Source organism: Anatilimnocola floriformis, from assembly GCF_024256385.1.
In the GTDB taxonomy this organism is placed as follows: domain Bacteria; phylum Planctomycetota; class Planctomycetia; order Pirellulales; family Pirellulaceae; genus Anatilimnocola; species Anatilimnocola floriformis.
Map to the genome: position 1 here is coordinate 3,227,294 of NZ_JAMLFW010000001.1, position 17,656 is coordinate 3,244,949.

Sequence of the window (17,656 nt, forward strand, 5' to 3'; positions counted from 1 at the left end):
GGAACAGCTGCACCACCTCCTCCAGCAGTGCCTCCCTCTGTTGCGGGTTCAGTTGGTGCAGAAGCATCGGGGGCAGTGTTTACTGAACCAGATGCCCGCGCAATGAGCTGCTTTGCGAGCGACTCAACCGGATCCTCGCGGTCGTCCGTGATTTGCTGGATCAGCTTCTCGACGTAGCCAAGATTGCTCTTGCCGAAGAAGATCGAGAATGTGCGGTCGTAGAGCTTGTGGAGCGTGTTCGTCGCCCAGATGTGTTCCTGTATCGCCTTGGCGAGCTCTTCTTGCAGACGCCGATGCTCACGGCGTATCCGGCGAGAGTCGGAAGATCGTTCGGCATCATCTTCGGGCCGAACATCGTCATCACGGTGCGATACGGTGGCTTGCTGCCGAAATACGCGACTACACCCGCGCAGAACTTCTCGTCATACAGCGTCGGCCGTCCAACCGCCGCGACGGTTCCAGCGACGAACGCTTTCCACTCTCCATCCTGATCCGCCGGCAGCTGCCTGTATCTTGCCTCGGCGGGCTTCGCCTGCCTCCTCGATTTTGAAGCGGCTTTTTTCTTTGTCATGCCCGCACATTAGCGCGGAGTTTTCCACATTTCCACATGCTCTAATAAACAAAGAGAAACAAAATTTATTAATACGTCGTAATAGAGTAGTTGACCGATGCTCGGATTATCCGTGCGATGCCACTTGGGAAATGCCTGAGTTCGCTGCAAGCCTCTGCCGAAAAGCCCGAGTTCGCACAGTTTGCGTGTTATCCACCTCTACAGCTTGGTCTGTGGACAACCTGTGGAAGTACGATGGAGTTGTCGGGAGTTCTCCACATCCCCTGTGGACAAAGTTATCCACAGTTATCCACATTTGGCGAAGAGTTATCCACATTTGGCGAAGAGTTATCCACATTTCGTCCACATCGCTTCCACAGACTTGCGGATCGGAAATGAGACGGTAATATCCCGAAGTCGGATTACCGACGGAAAACAATTTGGCGGCACCGAAGCCCCTGCACAGCACGATTGCTGGCAAGCGGTCCCCATGAGGGATCAGTGCGCACTGCAGACACGGCTTCTTTGCCGAATTACGACGATATTTTTCGTTTGACGGTTAAGTATCGCTTGATTGCTGGCTTAAACATCTTCTCCGTATATTCTTCGTCGAATTGATACTGCGCGATGCACTTACATCCAGTGTCGCACCGACGCTTACGAATTCGGACATTGATTCCACCCAGCGACATGGCGAATCGCAGAGCGCCATACGCCATGCTGAACAAATCGACTTTGTCGGAGCCCTTAAGCTTGGGGTCATCGAGCACGATTTCCTTGAGGCAACCGCCGAACGGCAACACGCCTGGCACATTTTTGAACACGATTGAATGATCGAAACGCCCCTTCCGAAATTTGTCCGTGAGGTCCTCAACATTCGTGAATTTACGATCCGAAAGCTCGTCGTCACCGCGCCAATGATACGGATTCTCTTTGGCGACCCAGATTTTCGTGTCAGGCGTCGTCAGCAGACCGAGATCGAATACGAAAAGCACGGGGCCGTAGACATTCCAAGCATGCGCTCTACGGTGATTATCGTCGGAATCGGTGAAGATGTCGTTCCAAACACCAAAGAGCTTGTCATGCACATCCGACTTCTGTGCTGTCTGCAGTCCGGAACCCTTGGAGAGGTTTTTGCGAGAGAGCAACGCGCCGGAGCGTAGGAACTCGCAGGCTGTTAGCACGCTGTTCGCGTGGTGCAACCGTGTTACGTTCTGGCTCGCAAGGACTTTCGAGATCGTCGTTTGCCTAAAGTTCATTGATCGGTCTCCTCAAGCGGATTATACCGCTTCCAAAGAGACGCAATCTATGGATTTACCGGATAGTCTTTCGGGGTGATCGTCGTGTAACCGCAGTCCACCTTCAGTCGTCGGATGTTGTCGCTCAGATCGTGCCCTCCCCCGAGAATGAGAACGACGGTTCCCTTTTTCTTCAAGAGGTTCTTCACGATCGCGTCTTCTCGTTCCTCCATGAGCTTTTCGTCGATCTCGACCTTTCCATCTTTCACGGGATTCGCCTTCCGGAAGTCGTCTGCCTCCGCTGGCCGGACTTTGATCTTCTTCTCGACCAGCAACTGGCCCGCGGCTCCGATGTTGAGAGCTGTTTGCTCATCGGGTGCTTTCCGCTGCACCCGAATCATCGCCTCGAAGATCGGCATGTCGCCTTTCGACAGTCGTTCGATGTAGACCGTCTTGTGATTCCTCAGAATCGCTTTCTGCGACTCCTGTACGGCCTTCACCTGGCCGAGAAACTCCGCGTAATCCTTATCCAGCTCGTCGCCTTCAAGGCCCGTGTCAGCGGCGTAGTTCTCTTTGCTGACGTAATGCCAGTCACGGACGTGGATGATGTGCGTCTTCCCGTCGGGAATGGCGACCTTCTCGGTTTCGATCTGTGCGAACAGCAGGAAAAGGATGATCATGGTGGGATATTGTGGTAAACGGGCCGTTCGAATGAAAGCGTTTTCCGGGAATGCTGGGGGCTTTGGAATTCGTTCAGTCCAGACATTTTCCACAGCCAATTCGCTTCCGTGACATGCGGTATTGACGCAAGTCGTTTGGTGGCATAGGGTTATCGATTGCTTCGAGCCGCGTCTATGGGTATTTGTTATAAAGAGAGCAGCGTGACACTTCTCAGGATAGGTGCATTATGGCCCGCGGCTACGGCGACATCGCTGCATTCCTTGACTCCTTCGGCCCCTGCAAGTCATCCACGGTCGTAAAGGCGCTCGCTGCAAAAGGCAGCAGTGTCGACGCCGCTAAGAAGCGGGTCAGCCGTGCGGTGTCACTGGGGGTAGTGTGGCGGGTGCAGGGTACCGCAGTACATGAAACCGTCATCTTTGAGTTCGACGGAGAGGGCATATCGGCACTGGCAGACGAGATCGAGCAGTTCGACGAGTGACTTGTAAATGCCGGTGGTGGGCGGCAGAGTGCGCATAGGAGAAAAATGAAATAGGAAAAACGGAAGCAAGCCGGGGCGCCGGTTTGTTTCCGCTTGGCGGTGCGCGGGGCATGAAGGATAAGGTAGGGGATAAAGATGCCACGAGGATCTCGCAGGCACAGCGTTTCCAGCCCGCCCGCAAGCCGCGTCAAGGAAGCGAGCCGTAGTCGGCGTGCAGGTTCGCAAGTCGCACTGATGCACTGGAGTGCAACACGAGGCAGGTTTCTTGTTGCACTGCGATACGACAGGCGACGCCGCGAACCTCTTGCCGCCGACAGGCAGAGCGACCTTGCACGCATAGGCTGAGGACGGGCTACGCTGTGCAGACCTGCGAGCAATAAGCGCTCAATACTTGGGAAAATGATGATCTTGGCCCGTGGCAAATCCGTGGCAACCGTGGCACACCTAACCCCCAGCGTATACAATCCAATCCAACGTTATTTCGGGTGACAGATCGCGGAATAACGCAGGAAATCGTGGGTGAAAGTGAGATCAGAGTCCTGCCTGCGAGAACGGTGCAATGGCGGACCAACCGGATTCAAAACCTAGTTAGTGTCGAATCAGCCCGCTCCAATTGCTGCCCAAAGCGGATCTTGGTAACTCTTGCCCCATTCCCGGCCATAGTGGGCAAAAGCCACTTGCGGGGTGTTGCCCATAAGTTCTGCCAACGTCTCAATCGTGCAGCCCTGCCCTCCGTTCCAAAACCCGGAAAGCAACCGATGGGCGAACGTGTGCCGGCACGTATAGCAAGTGAACTGTCGGCGAACTGGGTCGTCTTGCCACTCCAACGACTTACGGATCTGGCTGAACCGCGCGCGGGCGGTGACTCGCTTCCACGGATTGCCCTGAGGATTGGGAAATAGCGGTGCGCCCGACTCAGCGGACTTCAGTCGCTTTAGAACAAGCTTCGCCAACTCGGTGCGGACCGGCACAATTCTGACTTTCTTGGTCTTTGATGAATTCACGCGCCACAGCATCCCCTGTCGCTCGACGACCACGTCCGCATTGCGGAGCTTGGCCAGTTCGCAGAATGGCCGTAGCCCGGTGTGGATTGCTGCAAACAAAAAGTCTCGAAACGGTTTGTCGGTCGCGGTATAGATCGTCTCTTCATCTTCGGCGCTGAAGGACTGAAGCCGAGGCCGGTGTTCTGGCTTCTTGAATCCGCGGATTGGATTCCGTATTCCGTGCTGCTCTGCGGCGAAGTTCATCGCTGCGAGCAGGATAGTGATCGCGTTGCGGCGCGTGACTGGAGATTTCCAACTTGGATGGGCATTGAGCCAATGCTCGACATGCCCCTTTTGCACCTCAGTCACAGCCAAGGCGCCACAAAAACCGGTCCAATCGTTGAGCGTACGGCGAGTTTCTTCGAGGTATTCCGCGACGAGGTTTCCAGAGCGATGCTTCGCCTCGCAGTGCAGTAGGAATTCGGAGCACAATTGGGCCACAAGCAGAGGCTCGTTTTGCTGATTGACCGAACCGGAACTTGGTTTCCAAAGTTTCTGGGATTGAAGTCGGGCGAGCGCCAGATCGGCTGCCGCGCGATTGCCAGGACCTTTAATTCGACTTCCGGCTGAGTCTCGAAGTGCTATTCGGCGTTTTGTACCTGGCGGCGTGTAGTACCAACCATCGGTTTGTTTCCAGTGCCAAGCAGAGCCGTGCGAGCGGCGCCGCTTGCGTTGCTCAGTGCTAGACTTTTTCTCCGTCATCGTGGCTTCCTCTTTGGCTGCTTAGGCTTGTTCGCTGGCTTCTTGGGTGGGCTTACAGAGAGCGGCTCACCGATTGCCGCCCACAATGGCGCCTGATAATGCTGCCCCCATTCCCGGCCGTAGTGCTCGAACGCGACTTTGGGCGTATCCCCGATCAGTTCAGCGACGGTTTCAATTGAACACCCTTTGCCATCCGTCCAGTAGCCCGACAACATGCGATGGACGAAGGTGTGCCGGCAGGTGTAGCAGGTGTACTTGCTTCGCGTCGAATCCAAGTTCCATTTCAACTTCTTTCGCAGTCCAACAAAACGCACGACGCCGGTCATTCTTTTCCAGGGTCGGCCCTTGGTATTCCGAAAAATCGGGAGGTTCGACCCTGGTGGCGCCTCTTTGAGAAGTGTTTCCACCAGTTTCGCAACTTCCGGGCGCACCGGAATCTTTCGAGTCTTCTTCGTTTTAGTGGAGTAAACCCGCCACATCATGCCGCGCGGCGTGCGCTCGATGTGCTCGGCCTTAAGCAACGCCAGCTCACAAAACGGGCGCAGGCCGGTATGAATAGCGGCGAAGAGGAAATTGCGGAACTGAGGTTCCAGGTTGTCGAAGATCGTTTGCTCGTCCTCGGGAGATATAGATTGCAGCCGCGGTTTTGGCGCAGGCTTCTTCAGACCCTTCAGTGGGCTCGTCACGCCGAACATTTCTTCAGCCCGATTGAAAGCCGCAAGCACGACGCTGATCACGCTTCGATGCGTTTCGGTGCTCCGCCATGTCGAGTGCTTCTCGATCCAGCTCGTCACATGGCCCTTCTTGAGCTGCGCAACTGGCAGCGCACCGCAAAAAGCACAAAGGTCATTGAGCCACGCTTGAGCAGCTTTCCAGTGCGTCACGGATATGGTTCCTTTTTTTGCCCCTTGCTCGCAGTACTGGAGGTAATCGGAGCAGACACGGGCCACGATCCACTCGCCTGGAAACACCCCATCATCGGCTAATGTGACTTTGACCTTCGCCAGGGCCTGGAGCGCGGCTGCATGGTTATGCCTACCTCGAACTCTCTCGCCGTTTTCATCAAACAGCGGCATTCGTTTCTTTGTCCCAGGCAGCGTGTAGTACCAGGCGTCCGTCTGTTTCCAGTGCCACGCTGAACCGTGCTGCTGCCTGCGAAGGATTCGCTTTCTGCCCATGCCTTACTCCCTTGGATTCAACTTGTTGACCCGGCCCTACAGCGGATCGATACTGAGCCAGCCCCTAAGTCGCCCACACGCAAATCGTCTTGGTGCCAAATGCTTTCAAACTTGCCCGCGACTCAGTACGGATATCCTCGTCGATTACTACACTCATTAGCTACACTAATCTTTGCCAATGTTCTCCTCCTTTGGCCGTTTCAGCCGGCGTTTTCGAAGGAAAATGCCCCGAAGGGCCGTGTACCTAATATAGTGCTAATACTTGCCGATGACCTCGGGTATACCGATGTCGCGACCTTTGGCAGCAAGTACTATGAGACGCCGAATATCGATCGGCTGGCGACTCAAGGGATGAAGCTGACGAGCCATCATCATTGCCAGAACTGCACGCCGACGCGGGCTGCGCTGATGAGCGGACAATACGGGGCGCGGACAGGTGTTTACACCGTTGGCGGCATCGATCGCTTTGACTGGAGCAAACGGCCGTTGCGGCCCGTCGATAATGTGACCGAGTTGCCGCTCGACCGCAGCATCATCGCTCAGCAACTGAAGAACGCCGGTTACGCGACCGGCATGTTCGGCAAATGGCACATCGGCCAGAACGGCGAGCACCATCCCGGCAAACGCGGCTTCGACGAAGCCATTGTCAGCCAGGGACAACATTTCGATTTCAATACCAGCCCCAAGACCGAATATCCCAAGGGGCAGTATCTCGCCGATTTTCTCACCGATCGCGCGGTCGATTTCATTCGTCGCAAGAAGGACGGTCCGTTCTTTTTGTACCTGCCGCACTTCGGCGTTCACGCGCCACACGATGCCAAGCCAGAGTTGATCGCGAAGTTCAAAGACAAGCTCGGTGTCGGCGGTCATAACAATCCGACCTATGCTGCGATGATCGCCAGCGTCGATGAAAGCGTGGGCCGCGTGATGCAAACGCTCGATGAACTGAAACTCGCCGACAACACGGTGCTCATTTTCACCAGCGACAACGGCGGCGTGGGTGGCTACATCCGCGAAGGGATCAAGAAGGGGGCCGGCAACGACGTCACCGATAACGCGCCGCTCCGCAGCGGTAAGGGAAGCTTGTACGAAGGTGGCACGCGCGAGCCGTTCGTCGTGCGTTGGCCCGGCGTGACCAAGGCTGGTTCGACCTGCGAAGTGCCGACGATCCACGTCGACATTTATCCAACGTTTCTGGAACTCGCCAGTGCGTCGCCGCCGAAGCATGTGCTCGATGGCGAAAGCCTGGTGCCGCTGATTCGCGATCCTGCGGCCAAGCTCAAACGGACCGCGATTTTTCAGCACTTCCCCGGCTATCTCGGCGCTGGCGTCGATCAATGGCGCACGACACCGGTCAGCTTGATCCAGAGTGGCGATTGGAAGCTGATGGAGTTTCTCGAAGATGGCCATCTCGAGCTCTACAACCTTCGCGACGATCTGAGCGAGACCAAGAATCTCGCCAAGGAAATGCCGGATAAAGCAAAAGACCTGCACGCGCAACTTGTTGCCTGGCGAAAAGATGTGAACGCCCCGATGCCGACGAAAAACGACGGCAAAGCGATGCCAGAAAAAGCGAAAGGCAAAGGAAAGAAGAAAAAGCAGGACAACGACGATTAAGCTATCACTCCACGCAGACTGCCGTCGCTAGCTCGCAATGCTGGCGACAAATTCTGGCCAATTGCTCGTGCTAGAATCGGCCCCGTATGAAATGATCGTGGCCAGCCCAGGCGAGTGCGCGCTGGGTTGGCTGCCGATCGATGAGCGGCGACATGCCGCTCGATTGCTTCAAGGAGGAAGCGATGAAGAGTTTGCTGGGATGCATTGCCATCTTTGGTTGCGTGTTGGTTGGTTGCGAAACCTCAACGCCGACGGCCACTGCGCCGGCCAGCTTTGGCCGGTTCGAAGGGGCGGTCGTTGCCTCGTGGGATGACGACGGGCGGAACATGACGCTGCGTGAGTCATTTGGCTACGTGGATGCGCAGAATCGTTTTTGGCAGGCGCCGGCCGGCTCGGTGGTGAATGGCGCGTCGATTCCGTACGGCTTTTGGTCGATCATCGGCGGTCCCTTCGAAGGGCAATACCGCAACGCCTCGGTGGTTCACGACGTCGGCTGTCACGAAATGACTGCGACGTGGCAAGACGTGCATCGCATGTTCTATGAGGCCTGCCGCTGCGGTGGTGTGGAAGAATCGCGAGCGAAAATGCTCTACTACGCGGTCTATCACTTTGGCCCTCGGTGGGAAACGGTCCATGAAACGCAAGTCGAAACGACGACCAACCCCAATGGCCAGTTGGCTCAGCGCGAAGTGACCGTGCCAACGGTCGTTCGCATCGATCCGCCGCCACCCACCTCTCAAGAAGTGGAACAAGCGACCGCGCTGATCGCCGAAGAAAACCCGGCCCCAGCCGTGATCGAACAAACCAATCGCGATGTCTTGCGGCGACGGCCGCGCGGTGGCGGCTATGGAAACAAGCCAGGCGGCCCGAATGGATTCAACACTGCTCGCCCCGGTGAAGTGCAGCCAAACTGGCAACGACCGACCGGCGCACCGGCCTGGAATGGCGACCGCGGAAATGCCGAACGTCGCCCCAACGAAGGCCCAAACCAATTCGCGGCGGGCGGTGAACGCTCACGACCAGCGCCGCAAACATTCGCTCCGCCGGCGCGCAGTCTCCAGGGCCCCGCCTTTCAACCTGACATGCGTGGCGCCGCCCTCAGTCCTCAAGAATCAGCCTGGGCCCAAAACATGGTTCGCCAGCACCTGGAACGGCAAACCGGCGAGCAACGCCCGGCCGAATACAACGTAGCGAAAACCGAACGTGGTTACCGAGTGCAGGTTCAGTATCTGCAACTCGACAGCGAAGGCCGCCCCGCCGGCGTATCGGGCGAAAGCACGCTGCGTTTGGGAATGGATGGGCGCGTGATGGAAATGATTAATCGCTACTAAAGTCGTCGAACGCTCTGCGGTCGATGAATGGAGCGACCGCGCCAATTATCGCCGAAACAGCGTCAGCGACTTTCGGCGAGGGCCGTCACAGCGCGCTGGAAATCTATCCCTAAAGAAGCTCGGCTCGCGCGAGGACTAATTCAAACGTCCTCACACCGGCAATTCACTCGCCAAAATGCCGAAAATCGCAGGCGCTCTTTCGGTGGCACGCTGCAGTTTGGCCTCGATTCATCGACCGCGGAACGGTCGACGACTTTAGGGCAACGTTGCTGGTTTGCCGTCCGATTTGCCGCCGAGCGCTTGAAAATTGTTGTGGTCGATGCTCTGCGTGATGAACGTGACCGCGCCGTCGCCAATCAAGAAGCACGCGCCGCCCGGGTGGAGTGATTTGAAGCCAAGCTCGGTGGCCCAGTTGCACGGCTGACGGCAAAAGTCCGTCGATGACGGTTCGCAGGTATTCGTATTGATCGGGATCAGCGTTGAGGTCAGGCCGTTGCCGTTGTTCGAGCTGATCCAGCCGGTGCGAACGTGGTTCGAACAGTCGCGGCGATGCTCGCCGAAGAAAATCGTTTGCGACAATCCATCGGTGATCTCGGACAGGCGAACGGCGACACCGGTGCGATGAAAGGGGCCCGCGAAAAAATTCGGATCCGACGAGGTGTAAGGAGCCTGAGCATAAGCGTTCCAGCCGGCGCCGGCGCTGCAGGTGCAAGCCGAGTTGTCGGTGTGAGCGGTCGGGCCGCTGCTGGCTACGTAGTTGTGAATGGCTCGGCCGTTCAGCAGTGAAGAGGTCTTTTCGCTCGGGCAGGTGTAGCCTTTGATGATCGTCGAGCCGAGCAGCGTGGTGGTACCGGGAAAAACCTGCCCTTCCGGCGGTTGGCTGAAATCGAATTTTTCGTACAGGTTCTTCTGCTCGATGAACGGCAGAATGTGCAGCAGAATGCAGCCACGATAGTTCGCCGCAGTTCCGCTCCAGATCGAGCCCGGCGGCAGCACCTTGAAGGTGTCGTTATAGTTGTGCAGCGCCAAGCCGATCTGCTTCAAATTGTTGATGCACTGTGTCCGGCGAGCTGCTTCGCGCGCGGCCTGCACGGCGGGCAATAACAGCGCGACGAGCACGCCGATGATGGCGATCACAACCAGCAATTCAACGAGCGTGAACGCAGAACGAACGGGCTTCGACATAACGGCACCGGACCGTGAAGAGTTGGGAGAGGAGTAGCCGTAATGCGTTGATGATACCGCCTACGCTACTTCGTCGAAAGCTTCAATTCGATCGGCGGCATGCCTTTGGTCACGGTTTGCGTCAGGCCGGAATTGCCTGGTTGAGAGTACTTTTTCGGAACAAACCAGACTTCTTGCATTTTCGAAATATCGCCCGAAGTGCCGTCTGGGTTTGTCTCCACTCCCGTTCTGCGTACGCCGGTAACGATGACGTTGTATTTGCCTTCCTGGGCACCATCGTCGAGCTTCTCCGTAGTGAGCGTGAACTTGCCCGCCGCGTCGGTGCCCTTGTTTGAATTGGCGGGACGCCCTTCCGCAACAGGCATGAACATCACGTTGGCGTCAGCGACCGGCGCGCCATCAAGCGTGACCGTGCCGGTTACCTTCACCATGGTCGGGCCGCTCGAACCGCAACCGGCGATGAACAGAACGCAAGCGATGGCAGCAAACTGAAGAGAGGTACGCATCATATTTACGGAGCCGGAATGTAGTTCAGCGTGTAATAAGCCATGTTGTGCAACAGCGGTAAACCAGCGGCCGACTTCACGCCTGCCGATTGCAACTCGTGTACGTGGCCTTCTTGCAGCCCCGTCACAAACAGCCGGGCCTTGAGACCATCGGCAGAAACTTCGACCTTGGTAATCTCGGGCGTGGTTTGATCGACTTCCGGGCTGCCGTAGGCGGCTTGATAGATGTAGGTGTAGGTCGACAACTTGTACGACTTCGGATCGGCAGCCGTGGCGGCGTCGACCTTTTCGGTGAAGGTCAATTCAAAGCCATCGCTTTTGGCGTTCATCTGCAGAATTTCGAACGGCGTTTTGCCAGTCCAGACCACGCGGTCGAGAGAATGCGGCTGCGTGCCACGCGAACCCCAACCGCGATTGGTGCCACCGACAAACAGCGAGCCGTCTTTGTTGAATAGCAGCGAGAGCGAGCCGGAGCCAATCCCCGCGCGGAACGGGAAGCAAGCGCCCTGGTAATGGTCCTGCACTTTTTCGAGATAGACCCGCATCACGGTGCTGTGCGTCTGATCGCCAACGAAGAGTTGGTCTTTGAACGGCCCGAACTTGCCGCCCGAAACATCGCAGGCGATGCCCGATGCCGATTGGCCCATCTTGTTGTAGGGGAAATAAACGGCTGGCGGTTCGAGTTGCGGAATCCGCTTGGCTTCGACCATCATGCGGCTGCCGCTCTTCGGATCCTCGGGGCGTTCGCCCAGTTCGCCGTTCGTGTCTTTGTACCAGCCGTTGCCGCCGGGGTGACCGACGAACTTACCGGGCTTGAGATGCTTCAACCCGCACGCGCCGTTCCAGGGGCCTTGGTTATCGGTATAGAACATGTCGCCGGCGGCATTCATGCCGATGCCGCCCGGCGAACGCAGCCCGCTACAAGTGGGAATGACTTTTCCTTCGGGCGTGATCCGCAGGCACCAGCCGCGGAACTTGTTCTTGCTGTCGAAGGAACCAGTGAGACAGAGAACGACCCACATGTTCCCTTCTTTGTCGAACTTCGAGCCGAAGGCGTACTCGTGGTAATCGCCGTCGATGCCCCAGGCGTCGCTCACCGTTTGAAAAATATCGGCGCGGCCGTCGTTATTCTCATCCTTCAGTTTCGTCACTTCGCCGCGCTGCGTGGCGTACAGCCAGCCATCGCGCCACGACAGCCCGAGCACTTCATGCAGGCCGCCGGCGTACTTACTGAAAGAGGCTTCCTCGGTGTTTTCGACGAGCGGCTTGTCGAGCAGGAAGATGTCGCCACGGCGTGTCGAGACCGCGAGCTTGCCGTCCGGCATCCATTCGAGGCCGCCAGCTTCCAAGCTCATGTATTCAGGAATGGGGAAGCGGAGGATCTTGTAGTAGTCGTCTTCCTTGGGGGCTTGGCCGAAGGAAGTGGTTGAGACAACGGCCAGGCAGAGGCCGCAAAGAAAGCTGGGCAAAGATCGAAACATGATTTGTTCTCGTATTGTTAGCCACCGCCTTTAGGCGGTGGTTTCGTATCTCAAAATCTCTCGGCTTTAGCCATCCCGAACAAGCGTCGAATTGATGGCTGGCGTTTGCTGCGCATCAGCCCCTCACCCTAACCCTCTCCCCTGAGTACAGGGGCGAGGGAACATGATTGACTACCAATCGTACTCAATCGTCAAATTCGCCTTACCGCTGGTGAAGGTGAGCGGCACTAGCAACTCGCTCTTGCCGTTGCTTTGACGTACCACCGCTTGCTGGCCCGAGGTGATTCTCACGATCACGCCATCGTTGATTTTAAAACCGCCGGCGACTGGTTCGATCTTGTCGCCCACTCCCGCGCGGTAATTCAAATCAGAGGCGATCGCGTTCGCCGTCAGCGTAAATTTCCGTTGCAGCACAAACGCGCCCGCTTCGCCCTTTGGCGAGGGCTCGTCTTCGATCTGAATGCCGTTCATCGAATACAAGAATGTCGGCCGACGTTTCTCGCCCAAGCGATAGCCGCCAAACTGATAACCTAGTTCCTTGGCTTTTCCCTTCGGCCAGGCTTCGGCAGCGCTCGGCAACGAGGCGAATGGCACGCCGTCGGGAAGCTTTACGACGTTGTCGCCGAGCGGCGGTTCGTAGCCCTGGCCGCGGCCGTTCCAGTGTCGCGCGGCATCCATGAAGCCGTTGTGCCAGATCATGGCGAGCCGTAGCTCGTTGGCATCGAAGGCGAGGTTCAGCTTCTCAGGATAACCCACCCCGATCGCGCGCGAGCCGGCGCCTTCGATGAAGTTGCGATACATAATCGCCTCATCGAAAGCGATGAGCTCGATGCCGCCAGTCACGAGTCCCGAGGGGAGCGTCGCTTTGTTTCCATCCGACAGATACGCCCAGATCGAACGAATCTGCTTCGGTGTGCTGCCGTCGAGAATCATCGGCAACTGCGTCTCGCCGTTTGGCCAGCCGCCGGGCATGCGGGTGCCGGGGCGATAGGCCTGCGGGTTGATCAGGTAATGATAGAACCAATCGTCGCGGAGACGCTTGGTCATGGTCGTCAGGCTCAAGGCTTGAATACCCGTCGACTTTTTATCGGCGAACGTGTGGCACTTGATGCACGACATGCCTTGCGCGCCGACCAGGCGACGACCCACGGCTTTGAACTTTTTATCCTCGTCATCAATATCGATCTTCGGCGACGGCTTGATCAGCCCTTCGTCGCTCTTCTCAATCGCTGCGACCAGTGTGTTCACATTCGAGAGACCGAACTTCGGCATCCGCGTGAACATGTAAGGCCGATCCTTCGCTCCCTGTTCCATCACGGTCTTCAGCCATTCGCTCTTGAGCTTGGCGCCAGCGCCGGTGAGGGACGGTGGAATGCGGCCTTCGTCTCCCATTTCCGGCATGTCGGATTTGAAGTGCGGGTTGCGGGCTTCTTCAACGCCGCCGAGCTCACCACGCGTGTGACAGGCGATGCAATTGAAGCGAACCATGTTCAAACTGACTTGCTGCGGTTCGGTGAGGGGAGCGATTTGCTTTTTGGCCGTCGACAACGCAGCGCCGAGGGCGGCTTTTTGCCGATCGTCGAGTGCATAGCGAGGTGACTTCGGCGGCGATTCGCTCAAGCAACCGCCGACGCCCTTCAGATCGGCGAGTGCTGTCGCTGCATTCAACGGCTTGGCTTTGACCAGCTCTTTGTCGATCGTCAGCGAATGGCAACTCGCGCAGCCGAGCGAAATGAAATGCTCGCGCCCCTTGGCGACGAGCTCCTGCTTTACTTGGAATGGCTCTTCCGCCGGCTTCGTCGACTTTGGCGTTGGCGCGACGACCAGCGTCGCTAATTCTTGCGGCGGCTTGCCCTTGGCTTCGAACAGCACCGACAGCTCTTCGCCACCGCTGTTTTCGAAGTATTCGACCACCACGCTGTGGAGCCCTGCCGTTAGCTTGAGCGGCTTTCGCTTCTGGCTGAAGGGATGCACGCCGTCGTTGTCGATCACCACCTTGCCATCGATCGACAGCCGCGAACCGTCGTCGCTGCCGAGGAGAAAGAGCATGTCGGTGTCGGCATCGACCTTGATCGTGCCATCGAAACGGAGGGCAAAGCCGTCCTTTTTCTTGGCGGGTTTCAAATCGAACGATTCGGCGTCACCGACGGCCTTCGGCGTGAGCTTGGTGAAGTCGGGAAGGTTGTTCCAGTTTCCCTCGTAGTACGAATACTGCAGGCCAGCCGCGACATCGAGATCGTTCAGCAGAAACGAAGCAACATCTCGGGCTTCCGTCGGATTCAGATTGAGATGCGGCATGCGGCCGCTCGGACGAACAGCCAGTGGATTCTCGAGAAAGTCCGTCAGGCCGGAGAGCGTGTATTTGCGCGACGGAGTGCCGATGGGAATCGATGTTGGCAGCGCGGCCGGCGGATTCTCGGCAGGCCGCGGATCGTGACAGGCGAGACAGCCAATCGAGTGATAATAAGCTTCGCCGCGAATCACCCCGCCACGAAGAGGCGCGGTATCGATCGTCGTGCCGGTAGTCGCGAGGAAGTGAACGATCGCTTCGACAATGGGCGTTCGTTCCGCTTCGGGAATGCCTGCGAGAGCGTTCGGCATCGTCGTGCCGGGCTTGATCTTCTGCGGATCCATGAGGAATTTCAACAAGTATTGCGGCCGCACACGCGTACCCACGGTGTCGAGCACGGGGGCCTGCTTCTTCTGCAGATGGGCGGCGAGCGAAGTATCTGCAGTGTGGCAGCTCGTGCAGTTGAGTTCGCCCAGCAGCAGATTTCCCGCTGCGACTGCATCTTGTGCGGTGGCGTGATAGCGCTCGAAAGGAATGACGCGCGGCGGTACATCAGCAGCGCGAAGAACCGGATTCAGGCCGGCGATCAGGAGGGCCGAACCTAATAGTAAACCGAAGCGACAAACCATCGAGCAACTCCCAGCAGGCAGCGCAAATTGGCGGGCCACGGAGACGTGCCTAACTGGTGCGTCCGTGGTGGCCCCAATCATGCGTGCCGCGCCTGCTCGATGTCAACTATGGCGGCGGAAATTTAGCTGGGGAACATTTCGACAAAATCGAGACGACTATCGTGACGACAGATGCGCTTTGAGCGCTGCTTGAAGCGCCGCGATTCTGGAGTCTGTGTCATTCACTTTAGGGGCGTGTGGCAGCAGAGCGTCCTTACCACCCATTGGCGGCTTCGCCGGAACTGCCGGAGGCAGAACTGCCGGAGGCAGAACTGCGGGAGCTGGAGCGACGGGAGCTGGGGCGACAGGAGCTGGGGCAACGGGAGCCGGAGTTTCCGGAGTTGGAATCGTCTTGAGGTAATGGTTGATGACGACAACGTCGTCAATGCGATTGTCGAGAGCGTACTTGTCTTGAAGAGCTTTCAGTTCATACCACAGCCAAGCCTGATGCTCGCTGGCAGCTACCCTTAATCCTTCGTCGTAGCGCTTAATCGCCTCTTTTGCGTCAGCGGGCAACTTCGAGGTATCCGCAGCCAGTGCAGGCTTTTTCGCCGGCGCGGTTTGGCACGCTACCGGGTAATTCACCTGCACGCATCGCCGGTGACCGAACGGCAGAGCAACCGAAGTGGCCCAAACAAAAACGAGACACAGAAACAAACACGTTGCACGACGATTCATTGATAGCTCCATCTTGGTATGCAAAGACACTTCAATTCACAAACGGCAGGGAGTTATTCCTTTTTGAGATTCTCCTCCAAGGCCTTTTTCAATTCGGAGATTCGATCGTCCGTCGGCTTGATGTAATTGGCCACGGCTTCGGCAGCTGGTTTGTTGCCGGCCGCGTCGTATTTGGTTTTCAGTTCCTCAAGAGCTTTTTGCAGCTGCTCTTGACTGTTTTTGATGACTTCCTTCGCGGTTTCTGGCAGATCACCGTTAACAAGCTCACCTTTCAAGTCATCGTTCGACGGCATCGAAGGCATCGACAGAGCGTGCAATGTCGGCAGTGCGACCGCTCCAGTGATTTTGGATTTTTCGCCACCCTTAGCGCTGCCTCCGGCGTGACGACAACCAACATGGGTGAGCAATACCAAACAGACCACGCCCAACAGACTCCATCGCCACATACCTAAAGACTCCTACGCAAGTGGAAGAAGAACCCCACACAGCGGCGATTATTAGAACAACCTGCATGATCAATGGCAAGCTAACGACTAAGGCGACGCTAGTTTTTCAACGCGTCTTTGGTTGTTAAGGGTCCTTGCACCCTTGAAGTTTCCCTGACAAATCTTTGTGCGAGCGCTATTCAATCGCCAAGGGCCTAGAATGAACCCCGCAGTTTCAGCCCGTGCATCCCCAGCCAGACCACGCCGATGAAAAATAACGACCTCGACCGCCGCGCGTTCTTGCAATCTGCCGCCATGGGAACGAGTGCATTGTCCGGTTTGGTTGCGATAAATTCTGTTTGTGGGCAAGGCGGTAATGAGCAGGCTTCTCCGCCGTCCGACATTCCGCTCCAACCACCGCCACGACCAAACTGTGATTTAGGCTCGCTTTTCCCAGCAGTGGCTGCACTTGCAAGTGAGAGTACCTTTCCACTCTCGTTCACGCATCGCAAATTCTCGGCACTCGAAGAATTCAAACGGCTGGGCGGGCCAAAGTGCTGGAGTGCTTTGGCTATCGTCCTGATGCCGTGTTGCCGCGGGCAGAGGTGCTCGCGCGGCAGGAATTCCCCGAGTTCATTCGGGAAAAGATTCTCTTCAACACGACATCGCACTTTCGCGTGCCCGCTTACTTGCACATTCCCCGAGGTTTAACGGAGCCCACGCCGGCGATTGTCGATCTGCATTCGCACGGCGGCATGTTCATGTTCGGCAAGGAAAAGGTGATCGACTTTGGGAAGAATCATCCCACCATGAAGATCTACCATGAAAAGAATTATGGCGGCAGGCCGACGGCGACGGAGCTTGTTAAACGTGGTTATGTGGTGATCACGATCGACGCCTTTATGTTTGGCGAACGGCGCTATGACGCGGGAGTAGATCACTTTCATGGGGATCGTGCGAAGATGTCGCCCGAGGAAGTTACGGAGCTCAATCGCCAATGTCGTGGCAAGGAATCGACGCTCGCCAAGTCACTGATTTATGCCGGAACGTGTTGGCCGGGAATTATGGCCTGGGATGATATGCGCACGGTCGATTACTTGATAACACGGCCCGAAGTCGATCCTCGGAGGATTGGCTGTATGGGAGTTTCGCTCGGCGGTTGGCGAACAAACTTTCTTGCCGGCTTGGATGAACGGATCGCCGCGGCTTGCGTCGTGGGTTTCATGTCGACGGTGCATCCGATGTTGGAGCGGCATATCGACACACATTCATTTGCTCATTTCGTGCCTGGTCTGCATCAATGGCTCGACTTGCCCGACGTAGTGAGCATGCTCGCTCCAAAACCGCTCCTTGTGCAGCAATGCCGGCAGGATGGCTTGTTCCCGTTCGCAGGCATGGAAGCTGCCATCAAAAAAATATCGGCCGCCTATGAGAAGGCCGGCGTTAAGGAACGCTTTAGCGGTCGGTTTTATGACGTGCCGCATGAATTTAATGTCGCCATGCAGGATGAAGCCATTAAATGGTTTGACGAGCAGCTGAAAAAATAACATGCGGCCAGTTAGTTGTAGGCAGCCTAACGCCGGCATACACTCTGCTGGCCGAAGT

Annotated in this window: 15 protein-coding genes; 5 read left to right on the plus strand and 10 right to left on the minus strand. The window is 56.9% G+C overall.

Features of this window, described 5'->3' with window-relative positions:
- The first annotated feature begins 152 nt into the window (after window positions 1–152).
- Entirely contained in the window at window positions 153–491 is a 339-nt protein-coding gene (locus M9Q49_RS12430; protein WP_254509064.1) for a hypothetical protein, read from the plus strand.
- A gap of 592 nt (window positions 492–1,083) precedes the next feature.
- Here M9Q49_RS12430 and M9Q49_RS12435 read toward each other — a convergent pair.
- Together M9Q49_RS12435 and M9Q49_RS12440 are read right to left on the minus strand one after the other, a co-directional pair.
- Complete coding sequence (locus tag M9Q49_RS12435; RefSeq protein ID WP_254509065.1) at window positions 1,084–1,809, minus strand: hypothetical protein; 726 nt, start codon at window positions 1,807–1,809, stop codon at window positions 1,084–1,086.
- Window positions 1,810–1,856: 47 nt separating this feature from the next.
- Window positions 1,857–2,468, minus strand: coding sequence for a hypothetical protein (locus M9Q49_RS12440; RefSeq protein ID WP_254509066.1), 612 nt, complete (start codon window positions 2,466–2,468; stop codon window positions 1,857–1,859).
- A gap of 227 nt (window positions 2,469–2,695) precedes the next feature.
- Between M9Q49_RS12440 and M9Q49_RS12445 the strand changes: the two genes are divergently transcribed.
- Window positions 2,696–2,947, plus strand: coding sequence for a hypothetical protein (locus tag M9Q49_RS12445; protein ID WP_254509067.1), 252 nt, complete (start codon window positions 2,696–2,698; stop codon window positions 2,945–2,947).
- A 599-nt stretch (window positions 2,948–3,546) separates the two neighbouring features.
- On the opposite strand, the gene M9Q49_RS12450 is transcribed toward M9Q49_RS12445, so the two are convergent.
- Both M9Q49_RS12450 and M9Q49_RS12455 read right to left on the minus strand, forming a co-directional pair.
- Complete coding sequence (locus M9Q49_RS12450) at window positions 3,547–4,431, minus strand: tyrosine-type recombinase/integrase (protein ID WP_254509068.1); 885 nt, start codon at window positions 4,429–4,431, stop codon at window positions 3,547–3,549.
- Between the two features lie 257 nt (window positions 4,432–4,688).
- Window positions 4,689–5,870 carry a tyrosine-type recombinase/integrase gene (locus tag M9Q49_RS12455; protein ID WP_254509069.1) on the minus strand — a complete coding sequence of 394 codons (1,182 nt, stop codon included), beginning with the start codon at window positions 5,868–5,870 and terminating at the stop codon, window positions 4,689–4,691.
- Window positions 5,871–6,122: 252 nt separating this feature from the next.
- Between M9Q49_RS12455 and M9Q49_RS12460 the strand changes: the two genes are divergently transcribed.
- The gene (locus M9Q49_RS12460) at window positions 6,123–7,487 is read left to right on the plus strand and encodes a sulfatase (protein ID WP_254509070.1); all 1,365 of its coding nucleotides are present in this window, start codon (window positions 6,123–6,125) and stop codon (window positions 7,485–7,487) included.
- Between the two features lie 182 nt (window positions 7,488–7,669).
- Window positions 7,670–8,818: a DUF1353 domain-containing protein gene (locus M9Q49_RS12465; RefSeq protein ID WP_254509071.1), complete on the plus strand. Its 1,149-nt coding sequence runs from the start codon at window positions 7,670–7,672 to the stop codon at window positions 8,816–8,818.
- Window positions 8,819–9,073: 255 nt separating this feature from the next.
- On the opposite strand, the gene M9Q49_RS12470 is transcribed toward M9Q49_RS12465, so the two are convergent.
- From M9Q49_RS12470 to M9Q49_RS12495, 6 genes are all read right to left on the minus strand, one after another.
- Window positions 9,074–10,003, minus strand: coding sequence for a DUF1559 domain-containing protein (locus M9Q49_RS12470; RefSeq protein WP_254509072.1), 930 nt, complete (start codon window positions 10,001–10,003; stop codon window positions 9,074–9,076).
- A gap of 65 nt (window positions 10,004–10,068) precedes the next feature.
- On the minus strand, window positions 10,069–10,509 hold the full coding sequence (locus M9Q49_RS12475; protein ID WP_254509073.1) for a carboxypeptidase-like regulatory domain-containing protein: 441 nt from the start codon (window positions 10,507–10,509) through the stop codon (window positions 10,069–10,071).
- Window positions 10,510–10,514: 5 nt separating this feature from the next.
- On the minus strand, window positions 10,515–11,990 hold the full coding sequence (locus M9Q49_RS12480; RefSeq protein ID WP_254509074.1) for a hypothetical protein: 1,476 nt from the start codon (window positions 11,988–11,990) through the stop codon (window positions 10,515–10,517).
- Window positions 11,991–12,161: 171 nt separating this feature from the next.
- On the minus strand, window positions 12,162–14,909 hold the full coding sequence (locus M9Q49_RS12485) for a PA14 domain-containing protein (RefSeq protein ID WP_254509075.1): 2,748 nt from the start codon (window positions 14,907–14,909) through the stop codon (window positions 12,162–12,164).
- Between the two features lie 156 nt (window positions 14,910–15,065).
- Entirely contained in the window at window positions 15,066–15,626 is a 561-nt protein-coding gene (locus tag M9Q49_RS12490; protein ID WP_254509076.1) for a hypothetical protein, read from the minus strand.
- 53 nt (window positions 15,627–15,679) lie between these two features.
- Window positions 15,680–16,072 (minus strand): hypothetical protein, encoded by a 393-nt coding sequence (locus tag M9Q49_RS12495; RefSeq protein ID WP_254509077.1) that lies wholly within the window; start codon window positions 16,070–16,072, stop codon window positions 15,680–15,682.
- A gap of 533 nt (window positions 16,073–16,605) precedes the next feature.
- Between M9Q49_RS12495 and M9Q49_RS12500 the strand changes: the two genes are divergently transcribed.
- Window positions 16,606–17,598, plus strand: a complete 993-nt coding sequence (locus tag M9Q49_RS12500; protein WP_254509078.1) for a dienelactone hydrolase family protein — start codon at window positions 16,606–16,608, stop codon at window positions 17,596–17,598.
- Window positions 17,599–17,656: the final 58 nt, after the last annotated feature.

Bases quoted from the DNA above. Each gene is read 5' to 3' on its own strand.
- M9Q49_RS12465 (WP_254509071.1), top strand. From the start codon at position 7,670: ATGAAGAGTTTGCTGGGATGCATTGCCATCTTTGGTTGCGTGTTGGTT.
- M9Q49_RS12435 (WP_254509065.1), bottom strand. From the start codon at position 1,809: ATGAACTTTAGGCAAACGACGATCTCGAAAGTCCTTGCGAGCCAGAAC.
- M9Q49_RS12445 (WP_254509067.1), top strand. From the start codon at position 2,696: ATGGCCCGCGGCTACGGCGACATCGCTGCATTCCTTGACTCCTTCGGC.
- M9Q49_RS12470 (WP_254509072.1), bottom strand. From the start codon at position 10,003: ATGTCGAAGCCCGTTCGTTCTGCGTTCACGCTCGTTGAATTGCTGGTT.
- M9Q49_RS12490 (WP_254509076.1), bottom strand. From the start codon at position 15,626: ATGAATCGTCGTGCAACGTGTTTGTTTCTGTGTCTCGTTTTTGTTTGG.
- M9Q49_RS12455 (WP_254509069.1), bottom strand. From the start codon at position 5,870: ATGGGCAGAAAGCGAATCCTTCGCAGGCAGCAGCACGGTTCAGCGTGG.
- M9Q49_RS12475 (WP_254509073.1), bottom strand. From the start codon at position 10,509: ATGCGTACCTCTCTTCAGTTTGCTGCCATCGCTTGCGTTCTGTTCATC.
- M9Q49_RS12440 (WP_254509066.1), bottom strand. From the start codon at position 2,468: ATGATCATCCTTTTCCTGCTGTTCGCACAGATCGAAACCGAGAAGGTC.
- M9Q49_RS12480 (WP_254509074.1), bottom strand. From the start codon at position 11,990: ATGTTTCGATCTTTGCCCAGCTTTCTTTGCGGCCTCTGCCTGGCCGTT.
- M9Q49_RS12495 (WP_254509077.1), bottom strand. From the start codon at position 16,072: ATGTGGCGATGGAGTCTGTTGGGCGTGGTCTGTTTGGTATTGCTCACC.
- M9Q49_RS12485 (WP_254509075.1), bottom strand. From the start codon at position 14,909: ATGGTTTGTCGCTTCGGTTTACTATTAGGTTCGGCCCTCCTGATCGCC.